This is a genomic window from Geomonas terrae, from assembly GCF_004791675.1.
Taxonomy (GTDB): domain Bacteria; phylum Desulfobacterota; class Desulfuromonadia; order Geobacterales; family Geobacteraceae; genus Geomonas; species Geomonas edaphica.
On sequence record NZ_SRSC01000001.1, the window covers coordinates 57,677 to 77,169 of the forward strand.

General features: G+C 62.0%; 18 protein-coding genes. 8 read left to right on the top strand and 10 right to left on the bottom strand.

Annotated features, from left to right (window positions below; all coding sequences use genetic code 11):
• The first annotated feature begins 7 nt into the window (after positions 1–7).
• The 5 genes from E4633_RS00275 to E4633_RS00295 all read left to right on the top strand — a co-directional run bounded on the left by E4633_RS00275 (position 8) and on the right by E4633_RS00295 (position 3,248).
• Positions 8–922, top strand: coding sequence for a polysaccharide deacetylase family protein (locus tag E4633_RS00275; RefSeq protein WP_135868291.1), 915 nt, complete (start codon positions 8–10; stop codon positions 920–922).
• A gap of 81 nt (positions 923–1,003) precedes the next feature.
• Complete coding sequence (locus E4633_RS00280; RefSeq protein WP_135868292.1) at positions 1,004–1,207, top strand: hypothetical protein; 204 nt, start codon at positions 1,004–1,006, stop codon at positions 1,205–1,207.
• A 518-nt stretch (positions 1,208–1,725) separates the two neighbouring features.
• On the top strand, positions 1,726–1,950 hold the full coding sequence (locus E4633_RS20695) for a hypothetical protein (RefSeq protein WP_246037846.1): 225 nt from the start codon (positions 1,726–1,728) through the stop codon (positions 1,948–1,950).
• 661 nt (positions 1,951–2,611) lie between these two features.
• Positions 2,612–2,944, top strand: coding sequence for a type II toxin-antitoxin system RelE/ParE family toxin (locus tag E4633_RS00290; RefSeq protein ID WP_135868293.1), 333 nt, complete (start codon positions 2,612–2,614; stop codon positions 2,942–2,944).
• The gene (locus tag E4633_RS00295) at positions 2,934–3,248 is read left to right on the top strand and encodes a helix-turn-helix domain-containing protein (protein WP_135868294.1); all 315 of its coding nucleotides are present in this window, start codon (positions 2,934–2,936) and stop codon (positions 3,246–3,248) included. The genes E4633_RS00290 and E4633_RS00295 overlap by 11 nt, the downstream gene beginning before the upstream one ends.
• 144 nt (positions 3,249–3,392) lie before the next feature.
• On the opposite strand, the gene hisG is transcribed toward E4633_RS00295, so the two are convergent.
• The 5 genes from hisG to E4633_RS00320 form a co-directional block, all read right to left on the bottom strand.
• Positions 3,393–4,268: an ATP phosphoribosyltransferase gene (hisG, locus tag E4633_RS00300; RefSeq protein WP_135868295.1), complete on the bottom strand. Its 876-nt coding sequence runs from the start codon at positions 4,266–4,268 to the stop codon at positions 3,393–3,395.
• 213 nt (positions 4,269–4,481) lie between these two features.
• A complete protein-coding gene (hisI, locus tag E4633_RS00305; RefSeq protein ID WP_135868296.1) occupies positions 4,482–4,859 on the bottom strand; it encodes a phosphoribosyl-AMP cyclohydrolase in 378 nt (125 codons plus the stop codon).
• A 205-nt stretch (positions 4,860–5,064) separates the two neighbouring features.
• Complete coding sequence (locus tag E4633_RS00310; protein WP_135868297.1) at positions 5,065–5,862, bottom strand: ABC transporter ATP-binding protein; 798 nt, start codon at positions 5,860–5,862, stop codon at positions 5,065–5,067.
• A complete protein-coding gene (locus tag E4633_RS00315; protein WP_135868298.1) occupies positions 5,859–6,758 on the bottom strand; it encodes an ABC transporter permease in 900 nt (299 codons plus the stop codon). Before E4633_RS00315 ends, E4633_RS00310 begins: the two co-directional genes overlap by 4 nt.
• Before the next feature lie 75 nt (positions 6,759–6,833).
• The gene (locus E4633_RS00320; RefSeq protein WP_162604914.1) at positions 6,834–7,829 is read right to left on the bottom strand and encodes an ABC transporter substrate-binding protein; all 996 of its coding nucleotides are present in this window, start codon (positions 7,827–7,829) and stop codon (positions 6,834–6,836) included.
• A 477-nt stretch (positions 7,830–8,306) separates the two neighbouring features.
• Between E4633_RS00320 and E4633_RS00325 the strand changes: the two genes are divergently transcribed.
• Entirely contained in the window at positions 8,307–9,452 is a 1,146-nt protein-coding gene (locus E4633_RS00325) for a hypothetical protein (protein WP_135869542.1), read from the top strand.
• A 215-nt stretch (positions 9,453–9,667) separates the two neighbouring features.
• Here the strand turns inward: E4633_RS00325 and E4633_RS00330 are convergent, their stop codons facing one another.
• A complete protein-coding gene (locus E4633_RS00330; protein WP_135868299.1) occupies positions 9,668–10,423 on the bottom strand; it encodes an NRDE family protein in 756 nt (251 codons plus the stop codon).
• Between the two features lie 12 nt (positions 10,424–10,435).
• On the bottom strand, positions 10,436–11,119 hold the full coding sequence (locus E4633_RS00335) for a PilZ domain-containing protein (RefSeq protein WP_135868300.1): 684 nt from the start codon (positions 11,117–11,119) through the stop codon (positions 10,436–10,438).
• A gap of 210 nt (positions 11,120–11,329) precedes the next feature.
• Between E4633_RS00335 and E4633_RS00340 the strand changes: the two genes are divergently transcribed.
• Positions 11,330–16,165: an Ig-like domain-containing protein gene (locus E4633_RS00340; protein WP_162604915.1), complete on the top strand. Its 4,836-nt coding sequence runs from the start codon at positions 11,330–11,332 to the stop codon at positions 16,163–16,165.
• Between the two features lie 27 nt (positions 16,166–16,192).
• Positions 16,193–17,368: a hypothetical protein gene (locus tag E4633_RS00345; protein WP_135868302.1), complete on the top strand. Its 1,176-nt coding sequence runs from the start codon at positions 16,193–16,195 to the stop codon at positions 17,366–17,368.
• 92 nt (positions 17,369–17,460) lie between these two features.
• Here the strand turns inward: E4633_RS00345 and E4633_RS00350 are convergent, their stop codons facing one another.
• Genes E4633_RS00350 through E4633_RS00360 form a run of 3 tightly spaced genes read right to left on the bottom strand, consistent with a single transcriptional unit; the run spans position 17,461 to position 19,326 of the window.
• On the bottom strand, positions 17,461–18,099 hold the full coding sequence (locus E4633_RS00350; RefSeq protein WP_135868303.1) for an outer membrane beta-barrel protein: 639 nt from the start codon (positions 18,097–18,099) through the stop codon (positions 17,461–17,463).
• A 31-nt stretch (positions 18,100–18,130) separates the two neighbouring features.
• Positions 18,131–18,667 (bottom strand): FlgO family outer membrane protein, encoded by a 537-nt coding sequence (locus E4633_RS00355; RefSeq protein WP_135868304.1) that lies wholly within the window; start codon positions 18,665–18,667, stop codon positions 18,131–18,133.
• Positions 18,664–19,326 carry a hypothetical protein gene (locus tag E4633_RS00360; RefSeq protein WP_135868305.1) on the bottom strand — a complete coding sequence of 221 codons (663 nt, stop codon included), beginning with the start codon at positions 19,324–19,326 and terminating at the stop codon, positions 18,664–18,666. The genes E4633_RS00355 and E4633_RS00360 overlap by 4 nt, the downstream gene beginning before the upstream one ends.
• Positions 19,327–19,493 lie beyond the last annotated feature (167 nt).

Genomic DNA, 19,493 nt, shown 5'->3' on the forward strand with positions numbered 1-19,493 from the left:
AGACGACATGCCTGAAAACAGCAACGAAACTGTTGCCCTGAAAGTCGACGTCGATACCTTTTGCGGCACCCGCGACGGCATTCCGAACCTGCTGCGCATCCTGGACGAGTTCGGGGTGCGCGCCACCTTCTATTTCTCCTTCGGCCCCGACAACTCCGGCAAGGCAGTGCGTCGCCTGCTGCACAAGGGTTTTCTCGCCAAAATGCTGCGGACCAAGGCGCCCGCCACGTACGGGGTGAAGACCATGCTCTACGGCACCCTGCTCCCCGCCCCGATGATCGGCCAAGGACTGCCGGACGTCATCAGGAGCGTAAGGGATGCGGGACACGAGGTGGGAATCCACTGCTGGGACCACGTCGACTGGCACGATCATCTGCACCGCTTCACACCGGAGCAGGTTGAAGCAGCTCTGGAACGCGCCGCGTCCACCTTCGAGACGATCTTTAGCTGCCGCGCCCGGACCTGTGCCGCGCCAGGGTGGACGGTAAGTTCCGCGTCCCTGGAGGTTCAGGATGCCATGGGCTTCGCCTATTGCAGCGATACGAGGGGAGACGCCCCCTTCTATCCAGTGCTCGCCGGAAAGCGGTTTCGGACGCTGCAGATCCCTTCAACCTGGCCCACCATGGACGAACTCATCGGAGAAAACGGCGTCACCGCCGCGACGGTGAACGACGTTTACCTTGCCCGCCTGCGTCCCGGGCTCAACGTTCACACCATCCACGCAGAACTCGAGGGTAACGCCATGATCGACACCTTCCGGGATCTCCTCACGGCGCTTTCGAAGCGACGGGTGCGTTTCATAACGCTGCGGGAGGCTGCCAACGAGTACGGAGCAAGCGCCCCCCCATGCAACGTCGAGATGGGGACCATCGCCGGAAGGGCCATGCCGGTCGCCCTGCAAACGTCCACCCCCCTAACCTGACTCCGGTTGTGATTGCTTTTGCGGGGTGCTTTGATCTAGGATAGGCATCCCATTTCACAACCCTTTAAGCGAGCCTTCCCCATGACAACGCCACACAACGAACCGACCTCCACCGACAAGGCCATGGCAAAGGTATGCGAGCTCTGCCCGGTATGTCTGCATGCACGTTACCACCAGAAGGGCATGGTCTACGACTTCGTGACCAAGGTGGAAGAGGACATCTGCCCCTTCTGCCGCGCCTATGAGCGGGTGCACGGCCAAAAGGCGCACGAGAAGAGAAGGTAGCAAAACGTCCGCCTACATGTAAAAAACGACCTCCGGACACCCCGGAGCAGGTCCTACGACCAGCGCAGCCGACCTCGCCTGCACCACATTTCCGCACCCGCCCCCTGAGCTTCTGAACGCCTCTCAAATCACGCCCGAACTCCATAAGCCGCCCCCATCGGAAACCGAGTTACCAGATGCCGGCGCTGATAGCAGCCGATCGTATTTTCTGCAGGAAAGAGCTTGCATAACCTTCGTCAGCATATATTTTTATGGGGGCGCTCAGGATTATTAGAAAAAACCAACAGCAGTACATCTGTCATTCGCGCACGCGGATGAAGGGAGGTACACATGGTAAGTCACCGAATACAGCGGAACTACAGGAACCTCGGGCCAACGAAGTTTCATGTGACCAACCAGAGGGTGAAGACAGCGATCACAAAACCAGGTTCAGCGACGCGTTCTGGGGGGGGATTCTCGCGATAGTCACGTCGTATGTCGAAGCATCGGACAAGCACGATGCGGTATATCACGAGTCCATGCTCGGCAGCAGGCTGGTGATAGCCGAGCGCGATATGCTCCAGCAGCAACTCGTCGAGTACCTGGACCAGATCGCTTCATTCCTGGAGATGGCCGCGGTGCGTACCCCGGAGATTCTCCTCGCTTCTGGATTCGATTTCACCAGGGACAGAAGGGGTCGTCCCAAGGCAAGCGCAGCAAACTACGCGGCGCCCGCCAAGGACGATGAAGGCGAACCGGCTTGATCTCGAAAAAGCAGAGGGGGTGCCTGCAGACACCCCCTCACTTTTCTCCATCTTCCCTCCCACAGGCTGTTACCCATTCCCATAGCTACGATCCTCCCCGGTATAAAAGTCATCGACCGCGATACACGTGTTATCTATTGCGATAAACGTGTTATCCGGCGCGTTAGATTAATCATCCATCGTGGTACACGACTTTTCCATCGCGTTAGATTGATCATACATCGCGATAGACGACTTTTCCATCGCGCTAGATCAATCATCCATCGCGATACATGACTTTTCCATCGCGTTAGATTAATCATCCATCGCGGTACACGACTTTTCCATCGCGTTAGATTAATCATCGATCGCGGTACACGACTTTTCCATCGCGTTAGATTAATCATCCATCGCGGTACACGACTTTTCCATCGCGTTAGATTAATCATCCATCGCGGTGCACGACTCTTCCATCGCGTTAGATTAATCATCCATCGCAGTACACGACTTATCCAGCGTGTTAGATTAATCATCCATCGCGGTACACGACTTATCCATCGCGTTAGATTAATCATCCGTCGCAGTGCATGACTTTTCCATTGCTGGAGAGAGGCTCCCTCCCTTCTCCCGAAGCGTCCGCGTCTTACATTGACACTTATAACATCCATGATATATCCTGACCATGCGCTACCGTCTCTTCTACTACAACGAGGAAGTTGAGGAGGAATTCGACGCGTGGCCCGTAGGTTTGCGGGCCAGGTTTCGGGCTTTGACCATCCGAATTGAGATCCACGGACCGAACCTGGGCATGCCGCATACCCGCGCGTTAGGCAACGGGCTTTTCGAGATACGTGCTAAGGGTGAAGAAGGAATCGGTCGAGCTTTTTTTTGCACCTTAGTCGGGCGCAAAATCGTCATCTTGCATGGGTTCATCAAGAAGACAGAGAAGACACCAAAGCAGGAAATAGAGAAGGCACGCGTACGACAAAAGGAGGTCCAGGGAAATGAGCTATAAGCCGGTTTCTTATAACCCTGAAAAGACGTTGGCAAAAGAACTTGAGGCTCCCGAGTTCAAAGAGGCTTGGGATGCGTTGGAGGATGAGTTTGCAACTTTGGATGCGCTTTTAGCGGCTCGAAAGCAGGCGGGATTAACTCAGGAAGAAGTGGCGACGAGAATGGGGATTTCGCAGCCATCGCTGGCCAGAGTAGAAGGTTCTCTCGGCTCTCACCGCCATTCCCCCTCTCTGGAGATGCTCCGCAAATATGCTGCCGCCGTGGACTGCAAGCTGGAAATCAGGCTTGTGCCCAATCATTCCTAATGGGCACATCGAGTACGGGGATCCTCTTGGGAAGGTATGGAAAGCGTGGTCCTACCGGTAGGCGCGTCAGGCATCTTCCTGCATTTTAAAAGCCGGTCCACCTCAAGGTGGCCGGCTTTAGGTTTTATATGCGGGGTGCCGCGGCTAGATGATCTTGTTGAGTGAATATTCGACTATCCCTTCCGCGCCGAGCTTGATGAGCTCGGGGACGATGCGGCGCACTTCCTGTTCGGGCATGATGCTCTCGATGGAAACCCAGTCGGAATTGTAGTGATTGGCGACGGTCGGGCTCTTCAGACTCGGGATGACGGCGGTGATGGCGGCTACCTTGTCCTGGGGGGCGTTCATCTTGAGACCGACCATCCCTTCGGCTCTTAGCGCGGACTGCAACAGGGTCGCGATCTGCTGGATCTTCTCACGCTTCCACGGGTCCTCCCAGGAGGCCTTGTTGGCAACCATGACGGGGACGGATTCCATGAGCTCGGTGACGATCCTAAGCCCGTTGGCCTTGATGGTGGAGCCGGTCTCGGTGACTTCGACGATGGCGTCGCACAGCCCCTCGACTACCTTGGCTTCGGTGGCGCCCCAAGAGAACTCGACGTTGACGGAGATGTTACGCTCGGCGAAGTAGCGCTTGGTGAAGCCGACGAGCTCGGTGGAGATGGTGGCGCCGTTCAGGTCTTCGGGTCCCTTGATCTTGGAGTCGCCGTTCACGACGAGCACCCAGCGGGCGGGACGGCGCGAGACCTTGGAGTAGACCATCTCGCAGACTTCCACTACGTCGGAGTCGTTCTCGCGGATCCAGTCACGACCGGCGATGCCGACGTCGATGGTGCCGCGCTCGACGTATTTCCCCATCTCTTGCGGACGGATCAGGGAGCACTTGATCTCCTTGTCGTCGATGCCGGGGAAGTAACTGCGCGATGAAATCGATATCTGCCAACCGGCTTTCTTGAACAGCTCTACGGTGGCATTCTCCAGGCTCCCTTTGGGGACGCCGAGCTTCAGTAGGTTTTCCATTTTCCCACCTCCTTGAATGAAATTGAATTGAATAAAGATCAAATCCCCCCTGTCCCCCCTTCGCCAAGGCTGCGGGGGGCAGGCTCCCCCTTCGCAAAGGGGGGGACGCTGGGGCTCATGCAACGCTTCGTGGAGAGCTGTATTGAATGCTTCCCTGCTCCCCGTGGACATTAAAAAAGCCACCAAGCGGGGACTTGGTGGCTTCAAAATTTCCTATTTCTTGTAAACCGTGTTGGGATCGAAGAGCGGGTTGGAGTGCTCGACCCAGGTACCGTTTTCGTACTTCACGTAGAAGCAGCTCCGGTTCCCGGTGTGGCAGGCGGCGGGACCGTTCTGCTTCACCTTGATCACTACGGTGTCGGCGTCGCAGTCGGTGAGCACCTCGATCACTTCCTGGGTATTGCCGGACTCTTCGCCCTTCATCCAGTACTTGTTCCTGGTACGGCTGAAGAACCAGGTCTTGCCCGTCTCCAGGGTCAGGTTCAGGGTCTTCTCGTCCATGAACGCAACCATCAACACTTCGCCACTTTCGTTGTCCTGAATTACGGCAGGAATCAGGCCGCCCATCTTCTCAAAATCGATCTTTATCATGGCTTCTCTCAGTCCCTCTCCGACGTATTTTGGGTAAAAAAGTATCTTTTAATACACCGCAGGGGCGAGATGTGTCAATCATTATGTAGACGGGACAACACCCCAATACAGAGGCATTAACGCAAAGACGCCAAGGCGCGGAGACGCAAAGGCCCGGCGGAACGATATCCGCCGGGCCTCATTTTTTGCTGCCGTTGCGCTGTCTCTAGTCTTCGGCGAGCAGGGTCCTGTCGTTCTCGAAGGTCTTGTGACGCAGTTCGTGGAACTTCTGGATCAGCTTTTCCACGGTGAGCGCCTTCTTCTCTTCCCCCTCGATGTCGAAGATGATCTCGCCGCCGTCCATCATGAGCAGGCGGTTGCCGAATTCGATGGCGTGGCTCATGTTGTGGGTGATCATCATGGCGGTGAGGTTGTACTCGCTGATGAACTTGTTGGTCAGTTCCAGCACGATCTCGGCGTTCTTCGGGTCGAGCGCCGCGGTGTGCTCGTCTAGAAGAATCAGGCTCGGCTTGGAGAGGACCATCATGAGCAGGGTGAGCGCCTGGCGCTGCCCGCCGGAGAACATAACCAGGTTCTCTTTCATGCGGTGCTCAAGGCCCATCCGCAGTTGCACCAGTTCCTTCCTGAAAAGCTCGCGGGTCTTGTTGTTCAGACTGCGGCGCAGCCACTTCATCCCCTTTTTATGGGTGATGGTCATATTGTCTTCCAGGCTCATGTTCCCGGCGGTGCCGAGAAGCGGATTCTGGAAGATCCTGCCGATGTACTTCGCCCTCTTGTACTCGGGATCCCTGGTCACGTTCCTGCCGTTCGCCAAGATCTGGCCGTCGGTGGGGGTGTAGGTCCCGGCTATGGTGTTGAAAAGGGTCGACTTGCCGGCGCCGTTGGAGCCGATGATGGTGATGAAGTCGCCCTCTTTCACCTTCAGATTGATGTTGTTCAGGGCCTTGTTTTCGTTGACGGTCCCCTGCCCGAATACGATGGAAACGTTTTTGAGCTCTATCATTTTGCCACCTTGAACGGGACCTTCAGTTTCTTCGCCTGGGTCATGATCAGCAGGATGATGATCAGCACGCCCTTGATGAGGTTCAGGTCGCTCGGGGTCATGTGGATCAGGTAACCGTAGAAGCGCCCGACGTACATGACGGCGTAGAAGCAGACGGAACCGGCGAGGGCGCAGAGGGTGAGGACGCCGATCCTGTTGCTCTTCAGCACGAGGAACTCACCGATCATGACCGAGGCGAGGCCGGAGACGATGATCCCCTGGCCGAGGCCGACGTCGGCAAAGCCCAGGTACTGCGCCGCGAAGGCGCCGGAGACCGCGACGAGGCCGTTGGAGAGGCCGACACCGATGGTCTTCAGGGTCTTCGGGTTCACGCCCTGCGAGATGACCATCTGCTCGTTGTTCCCCATGGCGCCGAGCGTCATGCCGAGGTCGGTGCGGAAGAAGAGGTCGAGGAGCACCTTCACCACCAGGGCGACGATCAGGAAGAAGACGAGCAGTATGTACTCGTCCGGGATGATACCGGTGAACTTCTCGGTCACCTGGGTGAGGATGGTCGGCTGGTTCAGCACGGGGACGTTGGCGCGGTTGCCCAGGATCCGGATGTTGACCGAGTAGAGCATGGTCATGGTGAGGATACCGGCCAAGAGGTTCGGCACCCGCAGGTGGTTGTGGATGAGCGCGGTGACGACGCCGGCCAGGACGCCGCCGGCGAAGGCGACGAGAAGTGCAAGCCACCCGTTCATGCCGAGAAGGAGGCACTGCACCATGAGCGCCGCGCCAAGGGGAAAGGACCCGTCAACCGTCAGGTCCGGAAAATCAAGAATCCTGAACGAGATGAACACGCCCAGGACCATGATGCCATAGATCAGCCCTTCGACAAAAATACCTTCGATCATAGTGAACCGTTTACCCTTCTGCTTGATTAAAAACTCCCCCCTCCGTTTATACGAAGGGGGGAGAGGCGTTTGCCGTTACTTCTTGGTCACCTTGCCGTTCTGACGCACGGTCTTCGCGGCCTTCACGATGTCGGCCGGGACGGTCAGGCCGAGCTTCTTCGCAACGTCGAGGTTGATGAGGAGGTCGACGTCGGAGGCCTTGGTCATGAAGCGGGTAGGCATCTGCTCCGGCTTCTTCCCTTTGAGGATCTCGATGATCATCTTGCCGGTGGCGCGCCCCATCTTGTAGTAGTCGAAGCCCCAGGCGGCGAGGACGTCGTAGGTCTCGGAGGAGCTCGGGTCGGCGGACATGACCGGGATCTTCGCCTTGGCGGCGACGTCGGCGACGGCGCTCATGGCGGAGACGACGGTGTTGTCGGTGGAGATGTAGATGGCGTCGACGCGGTTGGCGATGGTCTGGGCGGCCTGCTTAACCTCGGCGGACTTGGTGACGGTGGTCTCTACGAACTCGAGGTGCTTCTCCTTGCAGACCTGCTTGACCATGCCGGCAAGCACCACTGCGTTCTCTTCGGAGCTCGTGTAGATGTGGCCGATGCGCTTGGTCTTCGGCTTGATCTTGAGGAGCATCTCGATCTGCTGCTTCACCGGGGTCATATCGGAAACGCCGGTTACGTTCTTGCCGCCCTTGGTGAGGGAGGGGACGAGACCCGCCTTGACCGGATCGGTGACTGCGGAGTAGACGATCGGGATACCTTTGAGGGTGTTGACCAGCGCCTGGGCGGTCGGGGTGGCGACGCCTACGGCGAGGTTCACCTTCTCGCTCTGGAACTTGTTGGCGATCGAGGCCGCGGTGTTGATGTCGCCGTTGGCGTTTTGCACGTCAAAGGTGACCTTCATCTTCGAGGCGTTCAACTCGTCCTGGATGCCTTTGACAACCGCATCCAGTGCCGGGTGGGAAACGATCTTGGAGATACCGATCGTAACCTGCTTGGCAGGGGCCGCCGCGAAGGCGGTTGCCGCACACATCAGGGATACCGCGAGAACCAACAGAATACTGATCTTCTTGCTCACCAGACACCTCCAGTTACATTGAAATAGATTTCACCTGCGACTGCTTCAGGGGGAAACTGGGACTAATGGAGTTGCATCTACGATCGGAACACCGGAAGGCGGTACCTGCGAAGAGGTCGGACCTTTTTCCGGTCGCCGAGCATACCACTCGGAAAGAGCCATCGTCAACGCCATAGTGGCCTAAACATGCCGACTTCACCGGGAAAATGCTAAAAAAACGTCCCCGTACCGGCTCCGGAGGAGAAAAATTAGATTTATCTATTCAAAAACACCCATCGTTGTTGACACCGCAAACGCAAAAAGGGTAAAGTACGGCAGCTTGTCGGTTTTGTCATAGGTGCCAGGCATCAAAGCCCGCCCGCATACCTCCCCAGCAGCCGCCAGAACCAGACTCCGATGATCACAGCTTCAAAGATCCCACGCCGGCAGGGCCGTTCCATGTCCGGCTGGACCAACATAAAGGAGAAGATTCGACGTATGCACCTCTACCCCACCAACCGCCCCGCCCTTTTGATGATCGCCATGCTGGCGCTGCCGCTGGCACTGGCGGGATGCAAGGACAACAAGCCGACGGCCTCCACGGCTGCGGCCCAGACGGTACCGCAGGGACAGCCTTCCTCGGCTAAGGCCGCACCGGCTACGACACAGACAACCGAAGCGCCCGCTGCCGCCGCGCAGCCCACGTCTCCCGCCTTCGATGCGCACTCGAGCGCCAAGAAAGCCAAGGGAGCAAAGGGAAAGGCCGCGGCCGCTCCGAAGACGTCCTACCGCGCCGGTGAGGACCCGGACTTCGCCGCTGCCAAGGGATGGCCGGTCAAGTATCCGGCGCCGCTTCCCGGCTCGATCCTGCCGCAGAAGAGGATCGTCGCCTACTACGGCAACCCGCTTTCCAAGAGGATGGGGGCGCTGGGGGAATACCAGAAGGACGACATGCTGCAGCGGCTTAAGCGCGAGGTGGGCAAGTGGCAGGCGGCCGACCCGTCGCACCCGGTACAACCGGCGCTGCACCTGATCGCGGTGGTCGCCCAGGGGGACCCGGGCAAGGCGGGGCTTTACCGCATGATCATGCCGGACAAGATCATCAATGACGTCTACAGCTGGGCCAAGTCGATCAACGCCATCATGTTCATCGACATCCAGACCGGCCATGACAACATCCGCAACGTGCTGCCGCGCTTCGAGTGGATCCTGAAGAACCCCGACGTGCACCTGGGCATCGATCCGGAATTCAACCTGATCAAGAGCGGCAAGAAGCCGGGGACCAAGATCGGCACCTACGACGCGGCGGATATAAACTACGCCTCGGGGTACCTGAAGGAGCTGGTGAAGAAGTACAACATCCCCCCGAAGGTGTTCATCGTGCACCGCTTCACCAGAAACGGCGTGACCAACGCGAAGAACATCCAGCTGCGCCCGGAGGTGCAGATCGTGATGAACATGGACGGCTGGGGCGCCCCTTGGCTGAAGCGCGACTCCTACAAGGATTACGTCGTGGCTGAGCCGGTCCAGTTCACCGGGTTCAAGCTCTTCTACCACAACGACACCAAGAAGGGGGACGCCCTGCTCACCCCGAAAGAGGTGCTCTTGCTGCAGCCGAAACCACTCTACATCCAGTACCAGTAGGTCCTGTTACCTGCCTTTGCCCCCTCTTCCCTTTCCGGGAGGGGGGGGCTTTAAGGCAAATCCCCCCTGTCCCCCCTTCGCAAAGGGGGGGACGTCAGGGCTAGTGCAGCGTTTACATGGCAGCTGCGCTCACCCTTCCCCGGTATGCTCTAAAGCACCGTCCTAAAGGGAGAAACGTCGGCATCAAGACAGTTCCCCTCCTAACAACACCCCTCTCACCAACTGAATTCCGCCTGTTTCTCCTGCACCGCGCCACCCTCGAAACTCCGCTCGATGAAGGTCGCCTTCCCCTCGTGATCCACCAGTAAGACGGTCGAACAGCGGGTGCCGTACTCCGCACTCTTGATGAAGACCGGGGAGAGAAGCCGCTCGAGGTCGATCCCCACGCCGGTGTCGGGAAGCTCTGCGTCGGAAGGATGGGTATCGTCGGCAAGCAGCGCGAAAAGGTCCTCGGGGACGACACTCTTCCCGGCGAGGATGCGGGCGAGCCCGTCCTTGCCGCAGCGCACCTTCGGCCACGGGGTGTCCAGGAGATGGTTGGAAAGCCCGTGGATGCCGGGCTCGATACGGATCGTCTGGTCGCTTTTGTTGGAGTAACAGAGGAGGTCTTCGCCGTCACACAAAAGAAGGTTGTAACCGCCGTAGGCGACGCCGGAGGCGCGCAGGCTGGCCACGTAGGCTTCGGCCGCGGCATCCTCCTCGAGAAAGCCGCTCACGAGCCTGCCGCGGGAGGGGCCGTGGCGGTGCAGGTCGCTCGGATCGCGGTAGTTGGTGAGCGCGGCGATGCGTCCGGTGGTGGTGACGCCGAGCCAGGTGCCGCCATGGACCAGGTCGCGGCCGGCATAGATGTGCGGCGCGTCCTTCCAGAACTGCGCCGCCGCAGTGGGACGACGGTAGTATTCGTCACGGTTGGCGGCGATGACGAGCCGGTACTGCGGGTGGGCCTGGTAGGCAAGTAGCAGCGTGCACATGTGGAGTTCCGGTCAGGGGGTGATGATACGGGTGAGTTCGGTTCGCTGCATCTCGGTGAGCGTCTCGAACTGCAGCCCCGCTCCCGGGACGCAGCGCCCCTCTCCCCAGTGCTGGGTCCAGCGCACGGTTGCGGCGATGGGAGTCGGGTCGATATCGAGAAGGCGCAGCCAGACCGTTGCGCCGCACGCAAGCTCTTCCATGGTGTGGAGAAAGAGGCCGCCCATGCTGAGGTTCACCGCAAAGGAGCGGTGCGTCGCAGCGTCGGGGAAGGAGGGATCGCTACTGTACCAGAGGTTCAGATGGATCGGTTTGCGGGTGTGCCGGCGCAGCGAACGGGCCGGGAAGAGCCTGCAGCGGCTTTCGATGAAAAAGCGCAGCGCGGCGTCGCTGTCGGGTGAGAAAGTCTGTTCGAGCGGGCTCAGCTTTATCTTCTTTCCGCGCGGGTCCCACTTCACCCGCAATACCGGGAAGAGGTTGATGCTCTCATAGGCGATGACCTTCGCCTCCTTGCTGCAACGCACCAGGGTGAGGATGTCGATCAGGAAACCGTTGTAAGAGCGCTCCTTGGCCATCTCGGCCATCTGTTCAAAGGAGTGTGCCAGCTCTCCCTGCGCCCCCGCTCTGGCAATGGCATCAAGGTACGCGCTTCCAGCATCAGGATCATTGGCAACTATGAGTATTCTGGGATCGTGCATCCGGCGGTGTTTTCCTTTTAGTAGCAATGAGGACGCATGCGGTCTTTAAGCCACAATGTGACGCGGTGTCGGAAAAGTTAAAACAGGGATGGGTAAATTGCAACTCTTTCCTCTCATGTTTTTCCTGCTTCTCCCGAAATGTCTAACTGTACCGGTCGCTTCCTTAAGAAGCGCAACGGGCGTGCAGAAACCAAGACTGGAGAGGTCCTCATGAAACTTGCAGCTGCATTGGCGCGCCGCGTCCGGCTCATCGTGCTCACGGCCCTGACGGCGGCCCTGTTGCCCTGCGCAGGCGCCGACGCCGCGGTGGTATTCAACAACTGGTCGAGCAACGGGCCGGCCCCTATCCCCAACAAGGGTACGCTCACCGCCCTCGCGGTGGCCCCAACGACTCCGGCCACGGTTTACGTCGGCGCCGACGGCGGCGGCGTGTACGGCATGAGCGACGGGGGGAGCAGCTGGTCGGCGCTGAACGGAGGTCTCTCCAACCGGCGTGTGGCGGCACTGGCCGTGCACCCGGTGGACCCGAAGGTGATCTTCGCGGCCACGGCACAGGGTATCTTCAAGAGCGCCAACGGCGGCCTCTCCTGGAACGACTCCTCGACGGGTGCTTCCGGGGTGCCGGTGCGCGCCCTCGCCATCGATCCACTCTCCCCCGCAACCGTTTACGCGGCAACCGGCTCCGGCGTGTACAAAAGCACGACTGGGGGCTCGTCATGGAGCACCGCGAACACAGGTCTTGTGAGCCTGGACGTACGCGCACTCTTAGTCGATCCGTCGACACCCGGCGTGCTCTACGCGGCGACCGCTGGCGGGGTCTACAAAAGCGCGGACGGCGCCGCCACCTGGAACGCGGCGAACACCTCGCTAGCCGACACCGACGTCCTCTCCCTCGCCTACGCCGCGACGACCCCGGCCACGCTCTTCGCGGGAACGGCCACCGGGATGTACCTCTCCACCGACGGCGCGGCGACCTGGACGCAGGACGGCGCCGCCTCTCTGGGCAGCCAGGCGGTTGCCAGCATCCTCGTCGACAACCCCTCGGCACCGACGGTGCTCTACGCCGGAACCGCGAACGGGGTTTACCGCCAGAGCTACACCTCGGGTAACTGGGGGAACTGGAGCGCCTTCGCCTCCGGGCTCACCCCGGGTGCGACGGTGCGCGCGCTCGCCAACATCCCGACGAGCCGCACCACGCTCTACGCGGCGACCACCCTGGGCGCCTTCAAAAGCACCGGTGCTGCCTGGTCCTCTCTCTCCTCGGGCCTGCGACAGGGGCGGGCGGTGACCGTGAAGCCTACCGATCCGACCGTCGTGGTGGCGGGGTTCGCCGGCGGCGGGATCTATCGTTCCACCGACAGCGGAAGCAGCTGGAGCGCGACCATCGACGACGCGGCCGGAGGGATGTTCGCCACAGCGCTTCTCTACGACGCGACCGGAACGGCGCTTTACGCCGCTTCCGGCAACGGCGTCTTCAGGTCGACGAACGACGGCGGCGGTTGGACCGACATCAGCGCCACCCTCCCTACCAGCGACGTCCGCGCCCTCGCCCTCGACGCAGGCGCCACGCTCCACGCGGCCACCTCGCTCGGGGTCTTCGTCTGGAACGGCGTCGACACCTGGAGCGCCTACGGAGCCGGGCAGCCATCCAACAGCGACGTCACCACGCTCACCTTCAAGGGGGGCTACCTCTTCGCCGGCACCAACGGCGGCGGGGTGTTCCGCTCGGACGGGACGAGCTGGACCCAGGTGAACTCAGGGCTCACCAACACCGTGGTGTACGCGGTCGCCTCGGACGGCGTAAGCCTCTACCTCGGGACCGGTGCGGGACTCTTCAAGTCCGGCGACAACGGGACGACCTGGGTGGCAAGCAGCAGCGGTCTCACCAATGTCGTGGTGAAGTCGATCGCCCTCTCCGGCGGGGTGCCGAACTTCATCACCGCCGGGACCGCCGGCGGCGGGGTCTTCTTCTCGACCAACGGCGGCGACATCTGGACCGCGATGAACACCGGCCTCACCGACAAGAACGTGAACGCCCTGAGCGCAAACGCGGCGACGAAGAAGGTGTACGCCGCCACCGCGACCGGCAGGGTCTTCAACCTGAACCTGAGCGCGGTCTCCGCGGTCACCCCCGCCGCGCCGCTTGCATCCGCCCCGTACAGCTTCGGCCAGGTGAACATAGGGGACACCAAACAGGTGAGCTTCTCCCTACAGAACACGGGAACGCTGCAGCTTAAGATCTCGTCGCTCTCGCTTGCCGGGACCGACGCCGCGCTCTACGGCATCACCCAGGGGGGCGCGCGCGAGTGCAACCTCGCCCTGCTCCCGAACCTGACCGTGGAGGCCGGGGACTACTGCACCGTCACCGTCGGCTTTCTCCCGGTCGCCCCCGGCAACAAGACCGCCTCGCTCACCGTGCACTCCGACGCGGTGAACCAGCCGGTGACCACGTTCCTCATCGGCACCGGGGGGTATCCCCCCCAGGCGACCATCACCTCCCCGGTGAGCGGCGATACGAGGAAGAGCCCGGTGCTGATCGCGGGGAGCGCCATCGACCGTAACCAAAGCGACGGTTCCGCCGGCACCGGTGCAACCCTCGCCAAGGTGGAGGTCTCCACCGACGGCGGCACCACCTGGCAGAGCGCCACCAAGAGCCCGACCCTCAACTCGTGGACCCAGTGGAGCTACAGCTGGACAGCCTCGCCGCTGCCGCCCAACGGCCCCTACGTGATCAAGGCGCGCGCCACCGACACGAACGGTTTCGTGCAGAGCGCCCTCTCCAGCATCAACCTGACCCTGGACAACACGCCGCCGGTCACCACCATCACGTCCTTCCCGCCGCTTCTGGACAGCACCGCGTCGGGCTCCTTCGGCTTCACCGTCGACAAGGCGGGCTCCACCTCGGTCTGCCGGATCGACAGCGGGATCAGCAACGCCTGCACCTCCCCCTTCTCCTTCGCGGCGCTTCCCGACGGCAGCCACACCTTCAGCGTCCTCTCCACCGACACGGTGGGGAACGTGGAGACCACCGCCAAGACCTACACCTGGACCATAGACACGACCCCGCCCGCGACCACCATCACGGCAGTACCGGCGGCCTACACCCAACTGACCTCGGCGAGCTTCACCTTCTCGGCCAACGAAACGTCGACCTTCGCCTGCAGCCTGGACGGCGTGACCACCTCCTGCACCAGCCCCAAAAGCTACACGGGACTTGCCGACGGCCCACACCTCTTCACGGTCCAGGGGACCGACCTCGCCGGCAACACCAGCACGGGCGCTCCGACCACGAGGAGCTACGGCTGGATCGTGGACGCGAACAACAAGCCGACCTCCAGCGTGAACGTCCCGCTCGCCCCGCTCTCCGGGATCAGCTACCAGATCACCGGCAGCGCGGCCGACACCGTCTCGGGCGTGAGCGGCGTGAGCATCTCCGTGAACGGCGGCGGCGCGAACGCGGCCACCGACACGAGCGTCGCACCGGCTGCTCCCTGGTCGAGCTGGGGGTACCTCTGGAGCCTGCCGGTGAACGGCACCTACACGGTGCAGGCCCAGGCGGTGGACAACGCAGGCAACGTGCAGGCCGCGACGACCGGGAGCAGCTTCATCGTCAACAACCCGCTTCCCGAAGTCGCCCTCGGGGGACCTACCGATGGCGCGCTCCTCGGGAGCGGCTCCCCGCATCTCATCACCGGCACGGCGCAGGCCGCAACCGGCGGGCTTCCGCTGCAAAAGGTCCAGGTGGCCATCTTCCCGAGCGCGGCACCTCCCGCAACCGTCTCCTGGCAGGATGCCGCCGGCTCCACCGCCTGGAGCTACAACTGGCAGTTCCCGGCGGACGGGAACTACACCATCCAGGCGCGCGCCCTCGACGTGGCCCCGAACCTGGCCGGCGCCGTCACCGGCAACCCGTCCCAGGTGGTCAGCCGGAGCGTGACCATCGACACCACCCCGCCCACCTCGACCATCACGCCGCTTGTGACCCCCTACCTGACCGGGCAGCAGATCACGGTGAGCGGCACCGCCGACGACCCGGCCCCGGGAACCGGCGTGAAGCAGATCACCATCGCCATCGTCAACGCCCTCGGCCAGTCGGTGACCGGCACCCCCTTCTACAACAGCGGCAACAAGAGCTGGAGCTACACAAGCGGCGCCCTCCCCGACGGCAGCTACACGGTGCAGGCGACGGTAACCGACAACGCCGGGAACCAGCAGTCGCCCCCCGCCTCGGTGAACGTGGTGATCGACAACGTCGCGCCGGCAACCACCATAACGGCGAAGCCGTCGCTGCTGTCGAACCTCTCCAGTGCGACCTTCAGCTTCAGCGCCAACGAGCCCGCCACCTTCATCTGCAGCCTGGACGGGGTCTCCGCCCCCTGCAACTGCAGCGCGTCGACGACAACCTCCTGCACGGTGAGCTACAGCGCACTTTCGACGGCGCAGCACACCTTCGCGGTGTCGGCAAAGGACGTCGCAGGCAACGTTGAGACACCGGCCAAGGCATATTCCTGGACCGTCGACCTGGTCCCCCCCGTGGTAAGCTCCACCACCCCCGCAGACGGCGCCGTGCGGCTCTCGGTCGCCACCCACACGGTGAGCGTCGTTTTCAGCAAGGACGTCGATCCGGCCACGGTAAACGGCAACACCTTCTACCTGACCCCGGCGGTTCCCGGGACGGTCAGCTACGACCAGGCGACCCACACCGCCACCCTCACCCTTAGCGCCCCGCTCGCCTACGCCACCACCTACACGGCGACCCTGACCGGTGCCATCACGGACCCGGCGGGAAACCGCCTGCTGCAAAACTACACCTGGAGCTTCGCCACCGACCCGGACGGCGACATGAACCAGGACGGCAAGGTCGACCTCGCCGATGCCCAGCTCTGCCTGAAGGCCGCGGTCGGCAAGATCACGCCTACGGCGCAGCAGTTGCGCCATGCCGACCTCGCCCCGTTCAGAAACGGCAAGCCGCTCCCCGACGGGAGACTCGACGCAAGCGACGCGCTCATCATCCTCGCCAGGATGGTCGGCGCGGTGACATGGTAACCATCAAACTTTCATAAGGGAACGGACATGCGTACAACTCTTCTACTTGCCAAAATCTTCGCCCTCTTCGCCCTCATCGCCGGATGCGGCGGAGGGGGGAGCACCTCCGGGACAGGCCCGAGCGGCCCTCCCCATACCACCGTGTCCGGCGTGGTTTCCAAGGGCCCCATCCAGGGAGAGGTGAAGCTCTACACACCGGGGGCGAACGGGGACACGGCAACCAAGATCTTCCTCACCAGCGCCTCAACCGACAGCACCGGCTACTACACGGCCGATCTCGGTTCCTACAAGGGGATCGTCATCGTCGAGGCGACCGGCAGCTACACCGACGAAGCGACCGGCGCGACGCTCGCCATCGGCACCTCCGCGCCGCTGCGTGCCGTGGCCGTGATCGCCAACGCGGGCAACACGGTGCAGGCAAGCGTCACCCCGCTCACCGAGCTCGCCACGAGGAAGGCACTCGCCGCCGGAAGCGGCAGCGTCCTCACCGAGACTGCCATCGCCTCGGCGAACGCCCTGCTCTCGAACCTCTTCCCGTTCGACATCCTCGCCACCCGCCCGGTGGCGCCGACCGTGATCGCGATGAGCGGCGCGACCCAGCAGCAGCGGGACTACACCATCGCGCTCGCCGCCCTCTCCAAGCTCTCGGCGGCCTCCTCGCTCTCGACCGTTCTCAACAGCTTTGCCGCTGACCTCACCCTGAACGGCCGGCTCTCAGCCGCGACGGTCGCCAACTTCGAGACGGCGGCCGGCGCCTTTCTCGCCGACGGCACCCACAACAGGACCGGGGTGACCACGATCTCGGCGGGGATCGCGGCGGTCGGGTACTACACCGGCACCCTCTACCTCGCCACGACGGGAACCGCCTCCGCGCCGGTCACCTCGATCCAGATGACGCTCAAGCTTCCCGCCGGCGTGACGCTTAAGACCGGAAACAACGGCGAAGCGCTCGTCTCGCTCTACGGGGTCGCCGGGCAGGCGGCCGCGCCGGGGATCAATTACATCGCGCCGGACACCCTCATCCTCGCCATCATCAGCTCACCCGGCTTCGCGGTGGGAGAGTTCGCCGCCGTCACGTACGTGGCCGAGCCCGGCGTGATCCCGGTCGCCTCCAGCTTCACCGTTCCGTACAGCAGGGTGACCGGCTTCGACGGGACGAGCGACTTCGAGCTCCCGCTGTCGGTGGTGCCGCTGCTCCACTAGCGTCCCCCCCGCGGGGGAAGGTCCAGTAAAACGCAAAGAGGGGATGCGCCAAGGCGCATCCCCTCTTCTTTTTTATCCGATCCGGCTCCCGGTCAGTACAGGTACTTGAAGCCCAGACTCACCGTGGTCCCGCCGAGGTCCCAGCTCGAGCTTTTCTTCACGTTCTGGGCATCGGTGAGCTCCAGGTCCGGTTTCACCGAGAACCATTTGAAATCTGCCCCGAGCCGGAAGTTCTCGCTGAGCTTCAGATCCCCCCCCGCCACCAGGTGGTAACCCAGGGCGCTGCCGTGGCTGCTCTCGTCCACCGGCGCGATGCCTCCGTTGGTGAAGGAGAGCTTCTGGTCGATGAAGGTGAAGTAGTACCCGGCACCGGCACCGGCGAAGAGTTCCAACTTTTCCAGCTCGAGAATCGCCTTGGCGGTCAGGGTGACCGGGACGCCGTAGAGGGTCTTCTCGCTGCGGGCCACGGAATCGGTCACCGTACCCGATGCGCTGTAGACCCCGGTGCCGAGCTCGAGCGCCGCGTACGACTCGGGGCGGTAGCCGAAGGCAACCTCCGCCGCGTACCCGGTATCGAAACTCTTCAGACTGTTGGCGGTGCCGTGCTCCTTGCCGCTGGGCAGAAACGCCCCCCCCTTGACCGAAAAATAGGCGCTGTCGGCAGCGGCGGTCGATACCGCCAGCAGGGTGATCACCCCCGACAAGGCCATGCGCATTCCAGCACTTCGCATAGTTTCTCCGTTTCTTTTTGAGTTGTACCGACTATCGATTCGAGGTGACCCAGAGAAGGGACCTCACGTTGCTGTCCATCGGCAGGACGTAGTCATCGGCGGCGATGGCCGTGTTGTCCTTCATCCCCACCAGCTTCACCGTGATGTACACCCGCCCGTTGGCAATGGCGTAAGTCCCGACGAGGACCGCCTGGGCCTGGTGCGTCAGGGTGATGTCCTTGATCTCGCGGGAAAGGAGCAGCTCCCCCTGCGACTGCTTGACGAAGATGCTGTCACGCATCTTCAGTTCCACCACCTGGTAGCCGTTCTGGGTCAGGCGGGTGGCGAGCTGCTCGGAAAGCATCCTGCCGAGGCGCGAGCTGTTCAGGTCGTCGATGTTCACGAGCGACGCGACCACGATCGGCCTGCGCTTGTTGAGCGTCTGGCCCACGGCGGGCGCCTGCAGCATCCGGTCGACGGCCCGGTAATTGGACCGCACGATGGGATCGGTGAAGTCTTCCACGCGCGTCTGGAAGAGGGCACAACCGGCGCAAAGAAGCGCAAGGCAAAGGAGAAAGAGTCTTGTCATCGTCCCACCACCCCCAGTTGCTTGACCGGTCCCTCGGAAACCTCGGCGAAGAGGTCCACGTCATCGTCCTCGATGTAGTAGATGTCCGTCTTCCTGAAGAGGTACCTGGACTGGTCCATGATGGTCGTGGTGACCACCAGCTCGGTATGCGTGGCCTCCCCCGCGTAGAGCCCGAGGGCGTAGTCGGCAAGCCCGGCGATCCCGATGGTGGCGGGAATGGCCGAGGAGGCGTCCCCCGCGATGTCCCGCACCACCCAGATCCCGGCGGTGAGCGCGGTCAGGGTGCCGGGAACGTGGGTATAGCGGCTGCTTTCGTGCCGCACCAGCTGGGTCTCGTAGCTCACCCCTTTCCCCTTGGCCGCGTCGGAGGTGACCGCGACACCCCGGTTCACGAGCCGGGTGATGAGGAAGTTTCTGAAGGCGTGGTCGAAGGCGGTCTTTCCACCGGGCTGGATGTAGAGCTCCTGGTCCTTCAGAGCGTTTCCGGGACGGGAGACGGCGACCTGGGTCTGGCGCGCGATGTCGTCGGCTAAGACATCCCAGTGATGGGCGGCCTTGGCCTTTTTCTGGGTGGTCAGCGGATGGTTGACCGCGACGGGAACCCGCGAGGCGCAGCCTGCCATGAGCACCACGGTTAACAACAACACCACTCGCAACATATCTGAAGACCTCCATGTCAAATTAGGCGCCGGACGCGGCTTGAGTGTCAAAATTCCGACCTGCTTTACGAACCGTCGCACCGCACCGCGCCACGTGATATCGGCCGGTTACAGACCGCACCAGCGCCGCGGGTTCCATGCCCGGTTTACACCGCTTCGTTGTGCAA